The organism is Vibrio sp. SCP2 (assembly GCF_059295395.1).
In genome coordinates this window covers 431,659-448,840 of record NZ_JCAFVV010000002.1, presented here as the reverse complement: position 1 = coordinate 448,840, position 17,182 = coordinate 431,659, and the positions used below count along the sequence as shown (strand labels likewise).

12 protein-coding genes are annotated in these 17,182 nt (G+C 45.6%); 8 read left to right on the top strand and 4 right to left on the bottom strand.

Features of this window, described 5'->3' with window-relative positions; genetic code table 11:
• Positions 1 to 4: 4 nt before the first annotated feature.
• From AC5O63_RS09930 to AC5O63_RS09905, 6 genes are all read left to right on the top strand, one after another.
• Positions 5 to 595, top strand: coding sequence for an aminodeoxychorismate/anthranilate synthase component II (locus AC5O63_RS09930; protein ID WP_494504839.1), 591 nt, complete (start codon positions 5 to 7; stop codon positions 593 to 595).
• Positions 596 to 606: 11 nt separating this feature from the next.
• Positions 607 to 1,605: an anthranilate phosphoribosyltransferase gene (gene trpD, locus AC5O63_RS09925; protein ID WP_004743557.1), complete on the top strand. Its 999-nt coding sequence runs from the start codon at positions 607 to 609 to the stop codon at positions 1,603 to 1,605.
• Positions 1,606 to 1,630: 25 nt separating this feature from the next.
• Positions 1,631 to 3,058, top strand: a complete 1,428-nt coding sequence (trpCF, locus tag AC5O63_RS09920; RefSeq protein ID WP_494504838.1) for a bifunctional indole-3-glycerol-phosphate synthase TrpC/phosphoribosylanthranilate isomerase TrpF — start codon at positions 1,631 to 1,633, stop codon at positions 3,056 to 3,058.
• Between the two features lie 50 nt (positions 3,059 to 3,108).
• Positions 3,109 to 4,299, top strand: coding sequence for a tryptophan synthase subunit beta (gene trpB / locus AC5O63_RS09915; protein WP_004743950.1), 1,191 nt, complete (start codon positions 3,109 to 3,111; stop codon positions 4,297 to 4,299).
• Positions 4,299 to 5,105, top strand: a complete 807-nt coding sequence (trpA, locus tag AC5O63_RS09910) for a tryptophan synthase subunit alpha (RefSeq protein ID WP_494504837.1) — start codon at positions 4,299 to 4,301, stop codon at positions 5,103 to 5,105. The genes trpB and trpA overlap by 1 nt, the downstream gene beginning before the upstream one ends.
• A gap of 339 nt (positions 5,106 to 5,444) precedes the next feature.
• A complete protein-coding gene (locus tag AC5O63_RS09905) occupies positions 5,445 to 6,704 on the top strand; it encodes a dicarboxylate/amino acid:cation symporter (protein WP_004749288.1) in 1,260 nt (419 codons plus the stop codon).
• Positions 6,705 to 6,800: 96 nt separating this feature from the next.
• Here AC5O63_RS09905 and AC5O63_RS09900 read toward each other — a convergent pair whose 3' ends face one another.
• The 4 genes from AC5O63_RS09900 to AC5O63_RS09885 form a co-directional block, all read right to left on the bottom strand.
• A complete protein-coding gene (locus AC5O63_RS09900) occupies positions 6,801 to 8,612 on the bottom strand; it encodes an ABC transporter ATP-binding protein/permease (protein ID WP_494504836.1) in 1,812 nt (603 codons plus the stop codon).
• Between the two features lie 157 nt (positions 8,613 to 8,769).
• On the bottom strand, positions 8,770 to 9,261 hold the full coding sequence (locus tag AC5O63_RS09895; RefSeq protein ID WP_494504835.1) for an outer membrane beta-barrel protein: 492 nt from the start codon (positions 9,259 to 9,261) through the stop codon (positions 8,770 to 8,772).
• Between the two features lie 102 nt (positions 9,262 to 9,363).
• Positions 9,364 to 13,200, bottom strand: coding sequence for an ATP-dependent RNA helicase HrpA (gene hrpA / locus AC5O63_RS09890; protein WP_494505007.1), 3,837 nt, complete (start codon positions 13,198 to 13,200; stop codon positions 9,364 to 9,366).
• 266 nt (positions 13,201 to 13,466) lie between these two features.
• Complete coding sequence (locus AC5O63_RS09885) at positions 13,467 to 14,792, bottom strand: MipA/OmpV family protein (RefSeq protein ID WP_494504834.1); 1,326 nt, start codon at positions 14,790 to 14,792, stop codon at positions 13,467 to 13,469.
• Between the two features lie 118 nt (positions 14,793 to 14,910).
• Between AC5O63_RS09885 and AC5O63_RS09880 the strand changes: the two genes are divergently transcribed.
• Both AC5O63_RS09880 and AC5O63_RS09875 read left to right on the top strand, forming a co-directional pair.
• The gene (locus tag AC5O63_RS09880; RefSeq protein WP_494504833.1) at positions 14,911 to 15,276 is read left to right on the top strand and encodes a VC1380 family protein; all 366 of its coding nucleotides are present in this window, start codon (positions 14,911 to 14,913) and stop codon (positions 15,274 to 15,276) included.
• A 3-nt stretch (positions 15,277 to 15,279) separates the two neighbouring features.
• Positions 15,280 to 17,181, top strand: coding sequence for a metallophosphoesterase family protein (locus AC5O63_RS09875; protein WP_494504832.1), 1,902 nt, complete (start codon positions 15,280 to 15,282; stop codon positions 17,179 to 17,181).
• Position 17,182: the final 1 nt, after the last annotated feature.

Sequence of the window (17,182 nt, the reverse complement as noted above, 5' to 3'; positions counted from 1 at the left end):
CGAGATGGCAGATATCGTTTTTATCGACAACTTTGATTCGTTTACCTATAACCTAGTCGATCAATTCCGCTCATTAGGTCATGACGTTACGATTTACCGTAACAACATCGCGGCAGAGGTCATTGAATCGACAGTCGCTAACTTAGATAACCCAGTAGTGCTGTTATCTCCAGGTCCGGGGGCTCCGTCAGAAGCGGGTTCAATGCCAGAGATTATCCAGCGCCTTAAAGGCAAAGTACCTATGATTGGTATTTGTTTAGGTCACCAAGCAATCGTCGAAGCCTATGGCGGCACCGTTGCTGGCGCGGGTGAAATCATTCACGGTAAAGTATCGATGATGGAACACCAAAACCACGACACCTATGCTGGGCTACCTTCTCCTCTTGCGATTGCTCGTTATCATTCATTAGTCGCAACCGAAGTGCCATCGTCTTTAACCATCACGGCTGAGGTTGATGATTTAGTGATGTCTGTAGTACAAGAACAAGACAAGGTGTGCGGTTTCCAATTCCACCCAGAATCAATTATGACTACCTACGGTGCGACGCTGCTAGATAATGCCATTGAGTGGGCTCTAAAGAAGAACGACAAATAAGGAACAAGGTCATGGAACAGATTATCAACAAACTTTACGAGCAAGAGTCACTGAGCGAGCAAGAAAGCCAACAGCTTTTTGACGTTATTATCCGCGGTGAGTTAGACCAAATTCTAATGGCGTCAGCCCTAACTGCGCTAAAAATTAAAGGCGAGACCCCAGACGAGATTGCTGGCGCAGCAAAAGCCTTGTTAGCCAATGCGAACCCATTCCCACGACCAGATTATGACTTTGCTGATATTGTAGGAACAGGCGGAGACGGTCATGACACCATCAATATTTCGACCACATCTGCATTTGTCGCAGCCGCATGTGGTTTAAAAGTTGCTAAACATGGTAACCGAAGCGTTTCAAGTAAGTCTGGTTCTTCAGACCTGCTCGATAAATTTGGTATTAACCTAGCGATGAGTGCTGAAGACACGCGCAATGCGGTCGACGAAATCGGTGTCGCATTCTTGTTTGCGCCGCAATATCACAGTGGTGTACGTCATGCTATGCCTGTTCGTCAAACGATGAAAACGCGTACGATCTTCAATATCCTTGGTCCACTGATTAACCCTGCCCGTCCAAACATCGAGCTTATGGGCGTATACAGTAAAGAGTTGGTTCGCCCTATCGCAGAAACCATGCTCAAGATGGGCATGAAACGCGCAGCGGTTGTCCACGGTAGTGGCTTAGATGAAGTCGCGATTCACGGTGAAACTACAGTAGCAGAAATCAAAGATGGAGCTATTCATGAATACACAGTTTCGCCAGCGGACTTTGGCCTAAGCCAACACCCACTCGAAGCAATTAAGGGCGGCACACCTGAAGAGAACAAGGCTATCACGACTAATATCTTGACGGGTAAAGGCACAGAAGCTCAAGCGGGTGCTGTAGCGGTCAATGTGGCACTACTCATGCGTCTATTTGGTCACGAAGACCTTAAAGCAAACGCAGCGCAAGCTCTTGAAGCGATGAACTCTGGCAAGGCTTATGAGCTAGTGCAGAAATTAGCGGCTCACGCTTAACACCTCGAACAATAAGGTTATGAAAATGACTCAGGTAAAAGAAAAATTATCCGAACACGTTTCTGTTAAAGAAGCCGAGATGGCAGAAGTCTTAGCTAAGATTGTTCGCGACAAGTACCAGTGGGTTGCTGAGCGTCAAGAGTCACAGCCACTTGAGACATTCAAGAATGATCTAACGCCATCAGACCGCAGCTTCTATACAGCGCTAAAACAAGACAACACTGTTTTCATCACCGAATGTAAAAAGGCCTCCCCTTCCAAAGGTTTAATTCGCGATGACTTTGATCTTGATTACATAGCATCGGTTTACAACAACCATGCAAACGCCATTTCGGTGTTAACTGACGAGAAGTACTTTCAAGGCAGCTTCGACTTCCTACCTCAGGTAAGAAAGCAAGCGAAACAGCCAATTCTATGTAAAGACTTTATGGTTGATACCTATCAGGTTTATTTGGCACGCCACTATAGCGCCGATGCGATTTTGCTAATGCTTTCAGTACTCAATGATGAAGAATATCGAGAACTGGCTGATGTGGCTCATTCACTCGATATGGGCGTACTGACTGAAGTCAGTAATGAGCAAGAGCTTCACCGCGCTGTAGAGCTAGGCGCGAAAGTCATTGGTATCAACAACCGTAACTTACGTGATCTTTCAACCGACCTAAATCGAACCAAAGAATTGGCCCCAACTATTCGTCAACTTGCATCTGATGCAATCGTCATCTCTGAGTCCGGAATCTACACTCACCAACAAGTGAGAGATCTTGCCGATTTCGCTGACGGCTTCCTCATCGGAAGCTCTTTAATGGCAGAAGAAAACCTTGAACTCGCCGTTCGTAAAGTAACATTGGGTGAAAACAAAGTATGTGGTTTGACTCACCCAGATGATGCCGCGAAAGCTTATCAATCGGGTGCTATTTTTGGTGGTTTGATTTTTGTTGAGCAGTCTAAACGCTTTGTGTCGTTAGAATCCGCACGACTAACAATGAGTGGCGCACCGCTTAAGTATGTAGGTGTATTCCAAAACCACCAGCCTGAGCAAATCATCACAACTGTCAACGAACTAGGCCTCTCTGCCGTTCAACTTCATGGCAAGGAAGATCAAACGTTTGTTGACACATTAAAGGCATCTTTACCTTCTGGTGTTGAAATCTGGAAAGCGTATGGCGTAAGCGAGAGTGTCCCTGAGCTTATCGAGAATAACGTTGACCGTCACCTGCTCGATACTAAAGTCGGCTCTCAAGTTGGCGGTACAGGCTTAGTATTTGACTGGTCATTAATTGGCGACCCTTCGAAAGTGATGTTGGCCGGCGGCATTACACCGTTTAACGCGCAAAAGGCTGCGGCTCAAGGCTGTTTAGGATTAGACCTCAACTCGGGTGTCGAACACTCCCCGGGTAAGAAAGATGGCGAAAAGCTAGAACAAGCTTTTGCAGCAATCAGAAATTATTAAGAATTTGTATAGCGCGTTGTATATGCGCTCAAAGTGAAAGGAATTTTAACATGGCAAAGCTAGATGCCTACTTCGGCGAATACGGTGGTCAGTACGTACCACAGATTTTGGTCCCTGCCCTTGAGCAGTTGGAACAAGCGTTTATTGATGCTCAAGAAGACCCAGAGTTTCGTAGCGAATTTATGTCATTGCTGCAAGAGTATGCGGGTCGCCCTACAGCGCTTACGCTGACTCGCAACCTGACCAAAGGTACAAAAACCAAACTTTACCTTAAACGTGAAGACCTGCTTCACGGTGGCGCACACAAAACCAACCAAGTGTTGGGTCAGGCGCTACTGGCTAAGCGCATGGGTAAAAACGAAATCATCGCTGAAACCGGTGCAGGTCAACACGGTGTGGCAACGGCACTCGCTTGTGCTTTGCTTGGTCTTAAGTGTCGTGTCTACATGGGTGCTAAAGACGTTGAACGCCAAAGCCCGAACGTATTCCGTATGAAGCTGATGGGTGCTGAAGTCATTCCTGTTCATTCAGGTTCTGCGACGCTCAAAGATGCGTGTAACGAAGCGCTACGTGATTGGTCTGCAACATATGAGGATGCGCACTACCTATTAGGTACAGCAGCAGGCCCTCACCCGTTCCCGACTATCGTTCGTGACTTCCAACGTATGATCGGTGAAGAGACGAAGAACCAAATCCTCGCTCGCGAAGGTCGTCTTCCTGATGCAGTTATCGCCTGTGTTGGCGGCGGTTCAAATGCCATTGGTATGTTTGCAGATTTCATCGAAGAAGAAAGCGTTCGTTTAATTGGTGTTGAGCCAGCAGGTAAAGGTATTGATACCGACCAACATGGTGCTCCTCTTAAGCATGGTAAAACGGGTATCTTCTTCGGTATGAAAGCACCATTGATGCAAGATCCAAATGGTCAGGTTGAAGAATCTTACTCAGTTTCTGCTGGATTAGACTTCCCTTCTGTTGGTCCACAGCACGCACACCTTAATGCCATTGGCCGTGCAGAGTATGATAATGTCACCGACGACGAAGCTTTAGACGCTTTCCAAGAGCTTGCGCGTAGCGAAGGTATTATTCCTGCGCTTGAGTCTTCTCACGCACTAGCGCACGCACTGCGCATGGCTCGCGAGAACCCAGAGAAAGAACAACTATTGGTTGTTAACCTATCCGGTCGTGGTGACAAAGACATCTTCACCGTACACGCCATCCTAGAAGAAAAAGGAGTGATCTAATGAGTCGTTATGCGAAGATGTTTGAGCGCCTAAACGAAAAAAACCAAGGCGCATTTGTACCCTTTGTAACGGTTTGCGATCCAAACGCAGAGCAGTCTTACAAGATCATGGAAACACTCGTTGAATCAGGCGCAGATGCGCTTGAATTAGGTATTCCGTTTTCTGACCCTTTAGCAGATGGCCCAACTATTCAAGGTGCGAATATTCGCGCGCTAGATTCTGGCGCGACACCTGATATCTGTTTCGAACAAATCGGTAAAATTCGTGCTAAATACCCAGAACTGCCAATCGGCCTACTGATGTATGCTAACTTGGTTTACTCACGCGGTATCGAAAACTTCTACCAGCGCTGCGCTCAAGCCGGGATTGACTCCGTTTTGATTGCTGACGTTCCAACCAACGAAAGCGCAGAGTTCGTCGCGGCTGCAGAAAAGCACGGTATTCACCCAATCTTCATCGCACCGCCAACAGCAAATGACGAAACACTTCAGCAAGTTTCTCAGCTTGGTGGCGGTTATACTTACCTACTGTCTCGTGCAGGTGTAACTGGTGCTGAAACCAAAGCAAATATGCCTGTCGGTGATATGCTAAGCAAACTGAATCAGTTTGATGCACCTCCGGCACTGCTAGGTTTTGGTATTTCTGAACCAGAACAAGTTAAGCAGGCGCTCGAAGCAGGCGCTGCGGGAGCAATTTCTGGCTCAGCCGTAGTTAAAATCATTGAAAACAATACTGAAAACCCAGCAGAGATGTTAAATCAGCTCGCAAACTTTGTTTCTTCAATGAAGGCTGCAACACAGAAGTAACGTGTTAGCCATCTAAACATCTATGAGATCAGCTTCTTATTGAGTGTAAGAATCTGATCTTTTTTTTAACATCTATCCGCGTGTTCAAGCCCCCTCGACTTCTCTTTTTTCGGCAAATAACTCTTCAAAATAGATAACCTTGATTTATAGCAAACGTTTTCTTTTGTACAAAAACTTAGCACCAATCAATAAATCGTTTATTAATTATTCAAACTATCTATAACGCATATTGCTAAATGTAAAATTAAAGTGTAAAAAGCAAGACGATATTATTATCCATTGTTAATAAATAAAATGGTGGGTAATTCTTGGATTTTAAATTTTATTAGCACAGAGGTTATGGAAGTGTTAAAAGAAAAGAGTTTGCTAAACAACATTGGTGTTCAAGTTGTCATAGCTATGATCCTAGGTACTGCCGTTGGTGCCTTGATGGGGAACAGCGCAACTATGTTCGCTCCACTGGGCGCGATCTTCATCAATCTAATTAAGATGCTAGTTATCCCACTAGTTGCCGTTGCACTAATTTCTGGTGCTGCTGGCCTAGGTAACAGCCAATCCGCTGGTAAAGTTGGCTTGGTCACATTGGGCTACTTTGGTTTGACTTCAGCTCTAGCTGTAGCGCTAGCGCTATTTATGGGCGAAGTATTTAAACCTGGTCTTGGCATTGATGTTTCCGGTGTCGAAGGCATGTTCTCGGCTGAGTACGCTTCTAAAGGTGAACTTCCTACTTTCTGGGCAACCATCACTGGTATGATCCCAACCAACGTTTTCCAATCACTGAACGAAGCGAACATCCTACAGATCCTAGTTTTCTGTATGTTCTTTGGTATTGCTATTTCTAAGCAAGCAAAAGAGCGCCGTGAGCCAATCATGAACGGTGTAAACTGTATCGTTGATGCTATGGTATGGATGATCAACAAGGTAATGATCATCGCACCAATCGGTGTATTCGGTCTTATGGCAGAGGCGGTTGGCACCTTTGGTTTTGCCGCTCTTATGGTCGTATTCAAGCTATTCGTTGTATACGTCGCTGCTATCCTTATCTTTGGTTTCGTCGCTTACCCACTGATGGTACATATCTTCACTAAGACTTCAGCGAAGAAGTTCCTGACAGCAATGAAGAAGCCTCAAGCCGTTGCTCTATCTACAGCCTCTTCAATGGCAACTCTGCCTGTGACTATGGACACGGTTGAGCACGAGTTAGGTGTTAAGAACTCGACAGCATCATTCGTTCTGCCATTAGGCGCAACGATCAACATGTCGGGTAATGCGATTTACTATGGTCTAGTGGCAATATTCTTTGCTCAGCTGTTCAACATCGACCTAGGCATGGGCGCATACATCGCAATCATCGTAACATCAACACTAGGCGCTGTTGGACAAGCTGGTGTTCCAGGCCCATCTTTCCTAGTGGTTGCCGTACTTCTAGCAGCAGGTATTCCAATTGAAGGTCTACCGCTACTGTTCGCTCTTGACCGTATCTTCGATATGATTCGTACCGCACTGAACATCACAGGTGACGCTGCGTGTGCAGTTATTGTTGATGCGCTAATTGAAGAAGAAGAACAAGAAGCTGAGCTGCAAAAACAGCAAGCTTAATCGCTGATAATATTGAAATTGAAGCCACTCGATTGAGTGGCTTTTTTAGTTTTTACGACCGCGCAGCCCAGTAAGGTTCGCAAATTGTCTTGTTGGTCAGCTATGGCTCTCAAGGTGTTTAAACTGTAATTCGACTAGACGCTGATAGAGTTCACAGCTCTTCAACAGTGATTGATGGTCGCCAACATCGACTAGACGACCATGATCTAAAACCGCAATTTTATCGGCATGTTTAATGGTAGAGAGCCTGTGCGCAATGATGATCGTGGTTCTACCGCGCATCAGCTCTTCAAGCGCTTGCTGTACATGATGTTCGCTTTCACTGTCGAGGGCACTGGTCGCTTCATCAAGTAAGAGGATATTCGGGTCTTTCAAAATCGCTCTAGCAATTGCGATGCGTTGTTTTTGCCCACCCGATAATCGGACTCCGCGCTCACCAAGGAAACTGTTATATCCTTCCGGCAAGTTCATAATGAAGTCGTGAGCGTGCGCTTTCTTAGCCGCTTCGATCACTTGTTCGTCTGTCGCCTCTGGGTTGCCGTAGCGAATGTTATGGAAGACATCATGACTAAACAGAGCAGGTTGCTGAGGCACCAAGGCCATCTGATTTCTTAGATCTTGCGGATCGAAATCCCTTACATCCATGTCACCTAACAAAACACTGCCCTGCTGAGGGTCATAGAATCGCTGCAAAAGTTCAAATAAGGTTGTCTTCCCTGCCCCTGAAGGCCCAACCAGCGCAAGGATTTTTCCTTCTTCAGCCACAAGATTAAGATCTTGCATCGCAGGTTGGTCAGGTCGTGAAGGATAGTGAAAGGACACATCATTGAATGAGACTTCCGCTTTCAGTATATCTGTGCTTTGGTTTATTGATTCTGGCGCGGTAATATGGCTTTCTACTTTCAGGATTTCGATCAGGCGTTCAGTGGCTCCCGCTGCGCGTTGCAATTCGCCGAGTACTTCGGAAATTGTCGCTAGTGAAGAGGCAACCATGATCGCGTAGAAAACAAAGGCCGCTAAATCGCCCGCAGACATAACTCCATTAATCACGTCACTACCACCAACCCATAGCATTCCTGAGATGGCGCTAAATACAATCACAATCACTCCTGAGATGAGAATCGCGCGTTGTAATACACGTTTGCGCCCTATCTCAAACGCTCGCTCTACCTCGTTGGAGAAAAAGCGTTTTTCTTGCGCTTCACGACTGTAACTTTGCACTGTTTTAATATGCTCTATAGCCTCACCGGCATAGCTACCCACATCTGCCATCGAATCTTGGCTTTGACGAGACAAAACTCGTACTCGTCGCCCGTAAAACAGAATAGGAACCAGGATAAATGGCACCGAAGCCAAAACGATAAGCGTGAGTTTAATGTTGGTAGCAAACAACATGATTACTGCGCCAATACACATCAGCGCACTGCGCATCGCCATAGAAAACGATGAGCCAATGATACTCTGGAGCAAGGTAGTGTCAGTCGTGATTCTCGACATGATGTCGCCGCTACCATTGGTCTCGAAATAGCTCGGATGAAGAGTAATGATATGGTTGAATACCGCGAGCCGAATGTCAGCACTTACTCGCTCCCCTACCGAAGAAACGAGATAGAAACGGAAAAACGTACCAATGGAGATCAGCAAGGTAACGACAAGGATAAATCCAATCGCACTACCTAGCTCCTGCACCGATTGCTGAGCAAAACCTTGGTCAATCAAGATTCTCACTCCTTGACCGACCAACAGTGTTAATGAGGCAGTGACAATTAACGCAATCAAAGCAGCGGCAACCTTCAACTTATAAGGTTTGATAAAGTTGACCAGTTCTAACAATATCCCCAAATTTTTCTTTGGTAACTCTTGAGCCGGGTTAGGCTGCTCAAGATTTGGAGCACTCGTTGATTGCATAGTTGTACCTTATTTCCTAATTGGCGACTTGTAACAAAGGCGCCTACCTATCATAAGGTATTGGGGTTAAATGAATAAATAGCAACCCGAGAGGTTACCAGATACAAAAAAGCCTGACCGAAGTCAGGCTTAGAAATTGAAATGTCTCTTCTCGCGCTTAGAAGAAGTGGAAAGTCGCGTTTAGAGAGAAGTTCTTAACGTCTTTCTCTTTCATATTGAAAACACTGTAGCTCGCGCCCATTGAGATAGGGCCCATCACGAAGTATTCAGCCCCAATGCCATACATCATATCGATTTCGTCTTCTTTAAAATTCGTACCTGTTAGCTCGTAGGAGTGCAGGCCTGCTTTCGCATAAACATGAAGAGGACCGAAATCGATACTTGGCTTTGCCGCAAAGTACACACCTGAACCTTCAAGCTTGCCAGTAAAGTTACCGTAAGTAATATTGTCGAATTCACCAAAGTTCTGGTAGCCCGCTTCAAGACCAATTAGCGGCAGAATACCTGTACCCACGTGAACGTTGTAAGAAGTCGATGAATCATTCGCTAGATCAGCTTGACCTACACTTGCACCACCGTAGATCCAAGAGTCCGCAGAAGCTGTAGCAGATGCGCCAATCAGAGCTAGCGCTAGTAGTGTCTTTTTCATAGTAAACCTTCTCTAGTTTCAAGGTGCAGGAACCAGTGTGGCAAGTCCCTGCCGTATTCGTCAAAATTATGAACTGTATAATTAGTTATGCAATATACATACCTAGCAAGCATCAATCGCCATTTTTACACGCTTGTCCGATACTGGGTATGGAGTGCCAAGCTGTTGAGCAAAATAGCTCACTCGTAGCTCTTGTATCATCCAACGTACTTCTTTGACGTTGTCGGGCACGACCACTCCTTTTGGAATTTTGTTCAGTAACTCTTTGTAATCATTAGTGACTGACTCAATTTTCAGCATGTGTAAGCGATCTTTATTCGGGTCGATAGGTAACTTTTCCATCCGGCGCTCGATCGCCTTCATGTAACGCAAAATATCAGGCAGTCGCTTCCATCCACATTCAGTCGCAAAACCTTTGAAAATCAAACTTTCGATTTGCGCTTTAATATCTGACAGAGCAAACGCCATCGTAAAGTCAATTTTACCTTTTAACTTCTTGTTAATGTTAAATGCCGTTGTCAGAATTGTCTCAACTTGCTGGGCAATTTCTACCACAGTATCACCTAATTCAGCGCGAACATGCTCTTTGAGCTGTTCAAACTGTTCAGGCTGCCAAACCAATCCGCCCTTCTCTTCAATCAGCTTGTCAACACCACAAGCGATACAGTCATCGATAAGGTCTAGCACTTTGCCGTACGGATTGAAGTACAAACCGAGCTTCGATTTGTTCGGCAAATTAGAATGCAGATACTTAATTGGCGAAGGTACGTTAAGCAAGATCAGTCTACGTTGCCCAGCTTGCATTGCTGAAACCTGTTCATGCTCAGTTTCATACAGCTTAATCTCAACGCTGTCTTTGGTATCAACAATAGCTGGGTAGGCTTTCACATCGTAACCACCACGTTTTTGCTGATACACTTTTGGCAGCTCGCCGAAGCTCCATGTATGTAGCCCTTGCTGCTCAATGTCGTCGTCTGCCACTTTCGATAAGGTTTCTTGCACCTTGTCTTTTAAGCTCTCTTTAAGCTCATGCAAATCACGGTTTTCTTTTAGCTTACGGTTGCGATGATCAACGGCTCGGTAAGTCACTTTCAGGTGATCTGGCACTTGCTCTAAGTTCCAATCTTCACGCAGTACTTCTACACCCGTCATTCTGCGAAGCTCTTTCTCTAGCGAATCAAGCAGCGGCGCTTCCATTGGTGTCGCACGCGCTAAGAACGCATCGGCGTAGTTCGGTGCTGGCACAAAGTTTTTACGAATGGTTTTCGGCAAGGATTTGATTAGGCTAACCACTAATTCATGGCGTAAACCTGGGATCTGCCAGTCAAATCCTGCTTGTTCAACCTGATTCAAAATCGGTAACGGTAGATGCACCGTCACACCATCGTTATCTTCTCCCGGCTCAAATTGGTAGCTCAGCTTGAGCTTAAGTCCGCTCTGATGCCAGAAGTTCGGGTAATCGAGGTCGGTGATATGACTCGCATCGCCCTTAAACAGCATCTCTTTTTCAAAGTTAAGCAGTTCCGCATTCTCACGAGATGCCTTTTTCCACCATGTATCAAAATGCTTGCCAGACACCACTTCAGTGCCGACACGCTGATCGTAGAAGTCAAACAGCTCGTCGTCATCAACAAGAATGTCACGACGGCGAGATTTGTGCTCAAGCTCTTCAACTTCTTGCAATAACTTGCGATTTTGCTTGAAGAACGCGTGCTTGGTCTCCCATTCGCCTTCAACTAGTGCACTACGGATAAAGATTTCGCGGCTTACGGTCTGATCTATGCTGCCATAATTCACCAGACGCTTAGGCACAATTGGCACTCCGTAAAGCATCACTTTCTCGTGTGCCATAACCGCAGAGCGCTTCTTCGACCAATGTGGTTCACTGTAGCTGCGCTTAATCAGGTGTTTGGCTAAAGGTTCAATCCACTCCGGTTGAATCTTAGCAATGACTCTACCCCACAGCTTTGAGGTTTCCACCAGCTCTGCGGACATAATCCACTTCGGCTGCTTCTTGAAAAGGCCTGAAGCAGGGAAGATATGAAAACGAGCATTACGAGCGCCTTGATATTCATTCTTCTCTGCGTCTTTCATACCAATGTGAGATAGCAGGCCAACAAGAATTGCACTATGCACACCTTGATAACTAGCTGGTTCATCATTCAGTTTGAAGTCCATTTCACGCATCGCTTGATGGACTTGGAAATAAACATCTTGCCACTCACGCACACGTAAGTAGTTCAAGTAATCTTGTTTACACTGCTTACGGAACTGGTTACCAGACAGCTTTTTCTGCTGTTTCTGAACGTAATCCCACAAGTTTACAAACGTTAGGAAATCAGACTCTTCATGGAAGAAACGGCGATGCTTATCATCCGATGACTGCTGTTTGTCGCTTGGCCGCTCACGCGGGTCTTGAATAGACAAGGCAGAAGCGATGATCATCAGCTCCTTCAATGCACCGTATTTTGGCGCTTCAAGTACCATACGGGCTAAGCGCGGGTCAATTGGCAGCTTGGCTAATTGACGACCGACTGAAGTTAGGCGTTTTTTCGGATCTTTGGCTTTTTCGTTGATCGCACCAAGTTCTTCTAACAGTCTTACACCGTCTTGGATGTTGCGTTTATCTGGCGCTTCAACAAATGGGAAGGCTTCAATATCGCCTAAACCGAGTGCTGTCATCTGCAAAATGACCGACGCTAGGTTGGTACGCAGAATCTCTGGATCGGTAAACTCAGGGCGAGAGTTGTAATCATCCTCTGAGTAAAGTCGGATACAGATACCTTCTTCAACACGGCCACAACGACCTTTACGTTGGTTTGCGCTCGCTTGAGAAACCGGTTCAATCGGCAGGCGCTGTACCTTAGTTCGGTAACTATAACGGCTGATACGCGCTGTACCTGGGTCAATGACATACTTAATACCCGGTACAGTTAACGAGGTTTCTGCGACGTTGGTTGCCAATACAATTCGGCGACCCGCATGGGGTTGGAATATCTTGTTTTGCTCACCCGCAGACAATCGCGCGTAAAGCGGCACAATTTCCGTGCTTTTTAGATTGCGTTTAGACAGCGCATCTGCAGTATCACGAATTTCACGTTCACCGTTCATGAAGATTAGGATATCACCCAGACCTTCATCGCATAGCTCATCAACCGCTTCAAAAATACCGTCTAATTGGTCGCGATCGACATCGTCTTCACCGCGCAGCGGGCGATAGCGCGTTTCAACTGGGTAAGTACGTCCCGATACTTCAATAATCGGTGCATTACTAAAGTGCTTCGAGAAACGCTCTGGGTCGATGGTTGCTGAGGTGATGATCACTTTTAGATCGGGGCGACGCGGTAAAAGTTCTTTCAAATAGCCCAAGATAAAATCGATATTTAAGCTACGTTCGTGCGCTTCATCAATAATGATGGTGTCATACTGATTGAGATAGCGATCGTGTTGGATCTCTGCCAGCAAAATACCGTCAGTCATCAGTTTAATTTGAGTGTTCTCTGAGATTTGGTCGTTAAAGCGGACCTTGTAGCCGACATACTCGCCAAGCTTAGTTTCCATCTCTTCAGCAATTCGATTCGCCACCGAACGCGCCGCTAAACGACGAGGCTGTGTATGGCCAATCAAGCCAAACTTGCCACGACCGAGCTCCGCACAGATCTTAGGTAACTGAGTCGTTTTACCTGACCCCGTTTCACCCGCAACGATAACCACTTGGTTTTGCTCGATCGCTTGCGCAATGTCATACTTCTTCTGGCTAACAGGCAGAATTTCAGGGTATTCAATCTTAGGGATGTAATTGGTGCGCTGCTCTGCTTCCATCATAGATTTGGCAATATCAAGCGCGATCTCGTCAAACACCGCATTACGTGAGGCTTCTTTTTTAATTTTATTTGCCCCGGAGATACGTTTGCTTAGACGAAATCTATCTTTCAGCATGCACTGGTTCAGCGCTTTGCGAAGAGAAGCAGCAGTGTTAGCCTGTACTTGGCTATCCGCTGCTTTTGAGTTTTCTGGCTGTGACGAAGTCAAAGCGTTTCCTATTCTTATCTTGATCAAAAACGCGCGAATTGTATCACACAAATTCGCGATTGGTTGAGTCTGCAAGCGCTTTATTTATAGCCAACAAAGGCTTATACGAACGGCTTTCAAGCGCTGTTTGATTGAATAAAAGAGCGGCTGCACTGCCGCTCGAATTTGTAGACTTAGAAATCAATTTGAAGGTAGAGGGTATTGTAGTTACTGCCCCCTTTGATACGCCCATATTGGGAAGCACTTTCAAATATTGCACTGCGGTGATGGATAGAATAGCCAAACCACATGTTGTCGAAGTCTCGGTTGTTGATGAGATCACCTAAATTCACGTCAAACGAAAAATCTAAGTAATTAAGCAAATGACTTGGTGTGTAACCTTTGGATTTCATCTCTTCGTTTTCAACATAAGTCATGCTGTCGATATACGACATCCCTTCTGCAACACCAAAACGCCACTTGGTTGGCCAATCAAACGTGTAATACGCTTTAATCGCTGCAATATATTCTGTCGCGCTAGACTGCACCTCAGATGACCAGTGATGAACGATGCCTGGTGTAAAATAGATATCTAAAGGAATACCAAACAGCTCATCAGTTAATGGATGTCCATAAAACACTGAACTCATCTGGTTATTGTACGGATCTTTTTCGGTGTTAAATGTGATGATGTCACCGATGTTTGATGGAGTTGCCCAACCATGTGCGAAGCGAACATATCGCTTATTGGTTAGCTCAGACTTAGGCGCTTTAGTCTTATCATTAAAGAACCCAAAACCTACATAGAACTCACCTTGGTACCTATCTTTGACTGCATCTGAGTGGTATGCACTATGGTCTAGTCGTGTCACACTCGTCGCGCCAAGCAAGTACAGGTTGGAGTGCACATGGTAACGCGCTTTTAAGCCCACTTTAGCATCAATTCCGGCACCAATGGTTTGCTTGGTTGTCTCGGAAAAAGCGTAATACTCACTGTTAAAATCTGCATCTTTGTAACGTAGCGTTGCATGTGGCTCAAGTTCCCAGTCGCCATATTCATATCTTGCTGAAGCGCGTAAATTAGCATGAAAACGTAAATCTTTATCGCTCATCAGCTCAGTGTCTAGCCACCACTTATCATCAAGTTTGTACCTAAGCTGACCGCCAAAGTCGACTGAGTCACCCTGATTGGCATTTTGCACCGCAGCGGGAATATCGACAAAGCGCAGCCTCATCAGAGCATTAAGCTGAAACTGCTCGTCTTCGCTCTGATGAAGGTATGCCCCGCCTTCAAGGCCGTTTACAAAAACATAGTCGTTGTTGAAGTACATCATGGGAACAAATGTACTCACGGTATGGTCACCATCATGGGTATCGAAAGGTATGGTTGCCGTTCGATATACCGCCGCTATTCCCCAATTCTGTTCACCGAACGTTGCACTTTCTTGCGCACTTAGTGAAGTTGACATTAAGCCGCTGACAGCAAAAGCTAACTCTGACAGACGTTTACTAGTTATCATTTTTTGCCCAAACGTGACTAAAGCACTCAAAAACTAACCAATTAAAACAGTTAATACTTATGTTTCTCGGTCATTCGTCGTTAAAATATAAATATATGATCCCTTAAATCAAAAAATTGTGAAAGCCTCAGAACTAAAAAGATTAATCGAGTCCTTGCCAGATAACACCGATCCAGACATTGTCACTGGAGAATGTTGGCTGCCTGAACGTCTGCTCGATGCTAGTCTCGACGGTGACATGATGTTTCTCTCTTTCGACACAGCCCCTGAAGAAGCGCAAGGCGAAGAAGAAGGCAGAGGATTTGTCGAACATGAAATAGAGATGATTCGTCATCGATTCGAACAGTTCATAGAAGAACAATCTGACACAAAAACCAAAGCTGATGCCATGCTGGCGTTATTTTTGATGGGGCATGAACTTTCTAGTTCAGAAATCATCGAAGTCCTTGAAGACCCTGAACTCCCTGAGTCACCAACTGAGTAGTCAATGAATAGCAGTTTACCTCTCCTAATTGCCGGACCTATCTTACGTAAAACCACTTCTAAAGAGCTTGTTTTTTGGCTCGTCACTAGCGAACCGCTAAGTGGTCATTTTGAACTCAAATTAGAGCCGCAGTTAGGGACGCTTTTTTCGCAAGACCTTAGCGAATGCCAACAACTTACCATTGGTAAACATTGTTATTTAACGCTTGCCCAGTTCAAAGGAGACTTCCCGACCAATGTCACGCTCAGCTATGATTTTATTACCCAACATGGCGCGCTGACCTCACTCTATCCGGAGTTACTTTACAGCGATGAACAGAGCCTGACGTTTAAGATATCGACTAAAGCAGACTATATTCTTCACGGGTCATGCCGTAACCCACATCATCCCAGCAAAGATGCACTGATTCAGATTAACGAGAAGGTGGCGAATCAGGCTTTAGAAGATCGCCCAGATCTGCTCATGATGAGTGGTGATCAGATCTATGCGGATCATGTTGCTGGACCAACTCTTGATGCTATTTTACAAACCATCAAATTGCTTGGCCTGCCAGATGAGCAGTTTGAGCAAGCGCCTATCGGTTCGAGCCAAGAACTGTACGCCCACCCTGATTGTTATTATGGTCGTGACAAAATACTGCCTCATTATGTTGACGATGGCACATGGATAACGAAACTGTTCCCACATCGCAATACCCCTATTTTTAGTTCTCGCGAAGCAGAAAACCACTTAGTGACTTTTTCAGAGTTCTTCGCCATGTATTTGTTGGTCTGGTCTCCTACGCTGTGGCCTTACCTCAATACCAACAACTTACTTGAAAAGAAATTTATTCACGCGGATAAGCCCATTTCCCCACTATTTCAACAACAGTGGCGCGAAGAAAAAGCGATAATCGATGAGTTCGTCGCGGGTTTACCTCAAGTCCAAAGACTGTTTGCTCACATCCCGACTTATATGATTTTTGATGATCATGATGTAACGGACGACTGGAACCTAACCATAGGTTGGGAGAAAGCGGCCTACGGCAATCCGTTCTCTAACCGCATCATAGGTAATGGACTGATTGCTTATTGGCTCTGCCAAGGCTGGGGAAACGAGCCAGATAACTTTAATCAAGAGTTTCTCGCTATCGCTGAGCGGTTCTTAAGCCAACCCGGCGGCCAACAGCAAGACGACTTTATCCAATACCTCTATACCTTCGAGCGTTGGCACTACACGGTTCATAGTTCTCCTAAAGTGGTTGTACTCGATACCCGTACTCGCCGTTGGCGCTCTGAGTCGCGTATGAACAAACCTTCGGGTTTAATGGACTGGGAAGCATTGGTTGAGTTTCAGCAAGAACTCATGCATCAAGATAAAGTGGTTATTGTTTCTGCTGCCCCTATGTTTGGGGTTAAGTTTATCGAAGCCTTGCAAAAAGGCGCGACAATGCTTGGTCAGCCATTACTCATTGATGCTGAAAACTGGATGGCTCATCCCGGCAGTGCCAATACGCTGTTGAGTATTTTCACCCATACCAAAACACCGACCAACTTTGTGATCCTCTCAGGCGATGTGCATTACTCGTTCGCCTATGACATAAAACTTAGGTTCCGACGCAATAGTCCTAACATTTTCCAAATTACTTGTAGTGGGTTTAAAAATCAGTTCCCCGAACCACTGCTTGGCTTTTGTGATCATGCGGATAGGCTGCTCTATTCTCCGCGCTCACCACTTAACTTTTTGACCAAGCGGAAGCGCCTTAAGATCAAAAAGCGCGATCCCAATACCGAAGGCGTACGTCGCTTAGTCAACACCAGTGCTGTCGGCGAACTGAAATTGGATGACCATGGCAAACCAAAGCGGATCTCTATTCTCACCGGAGATGGAGTGGAATGGGACTTCCCGCCAATAAAAGAAAAGTAAG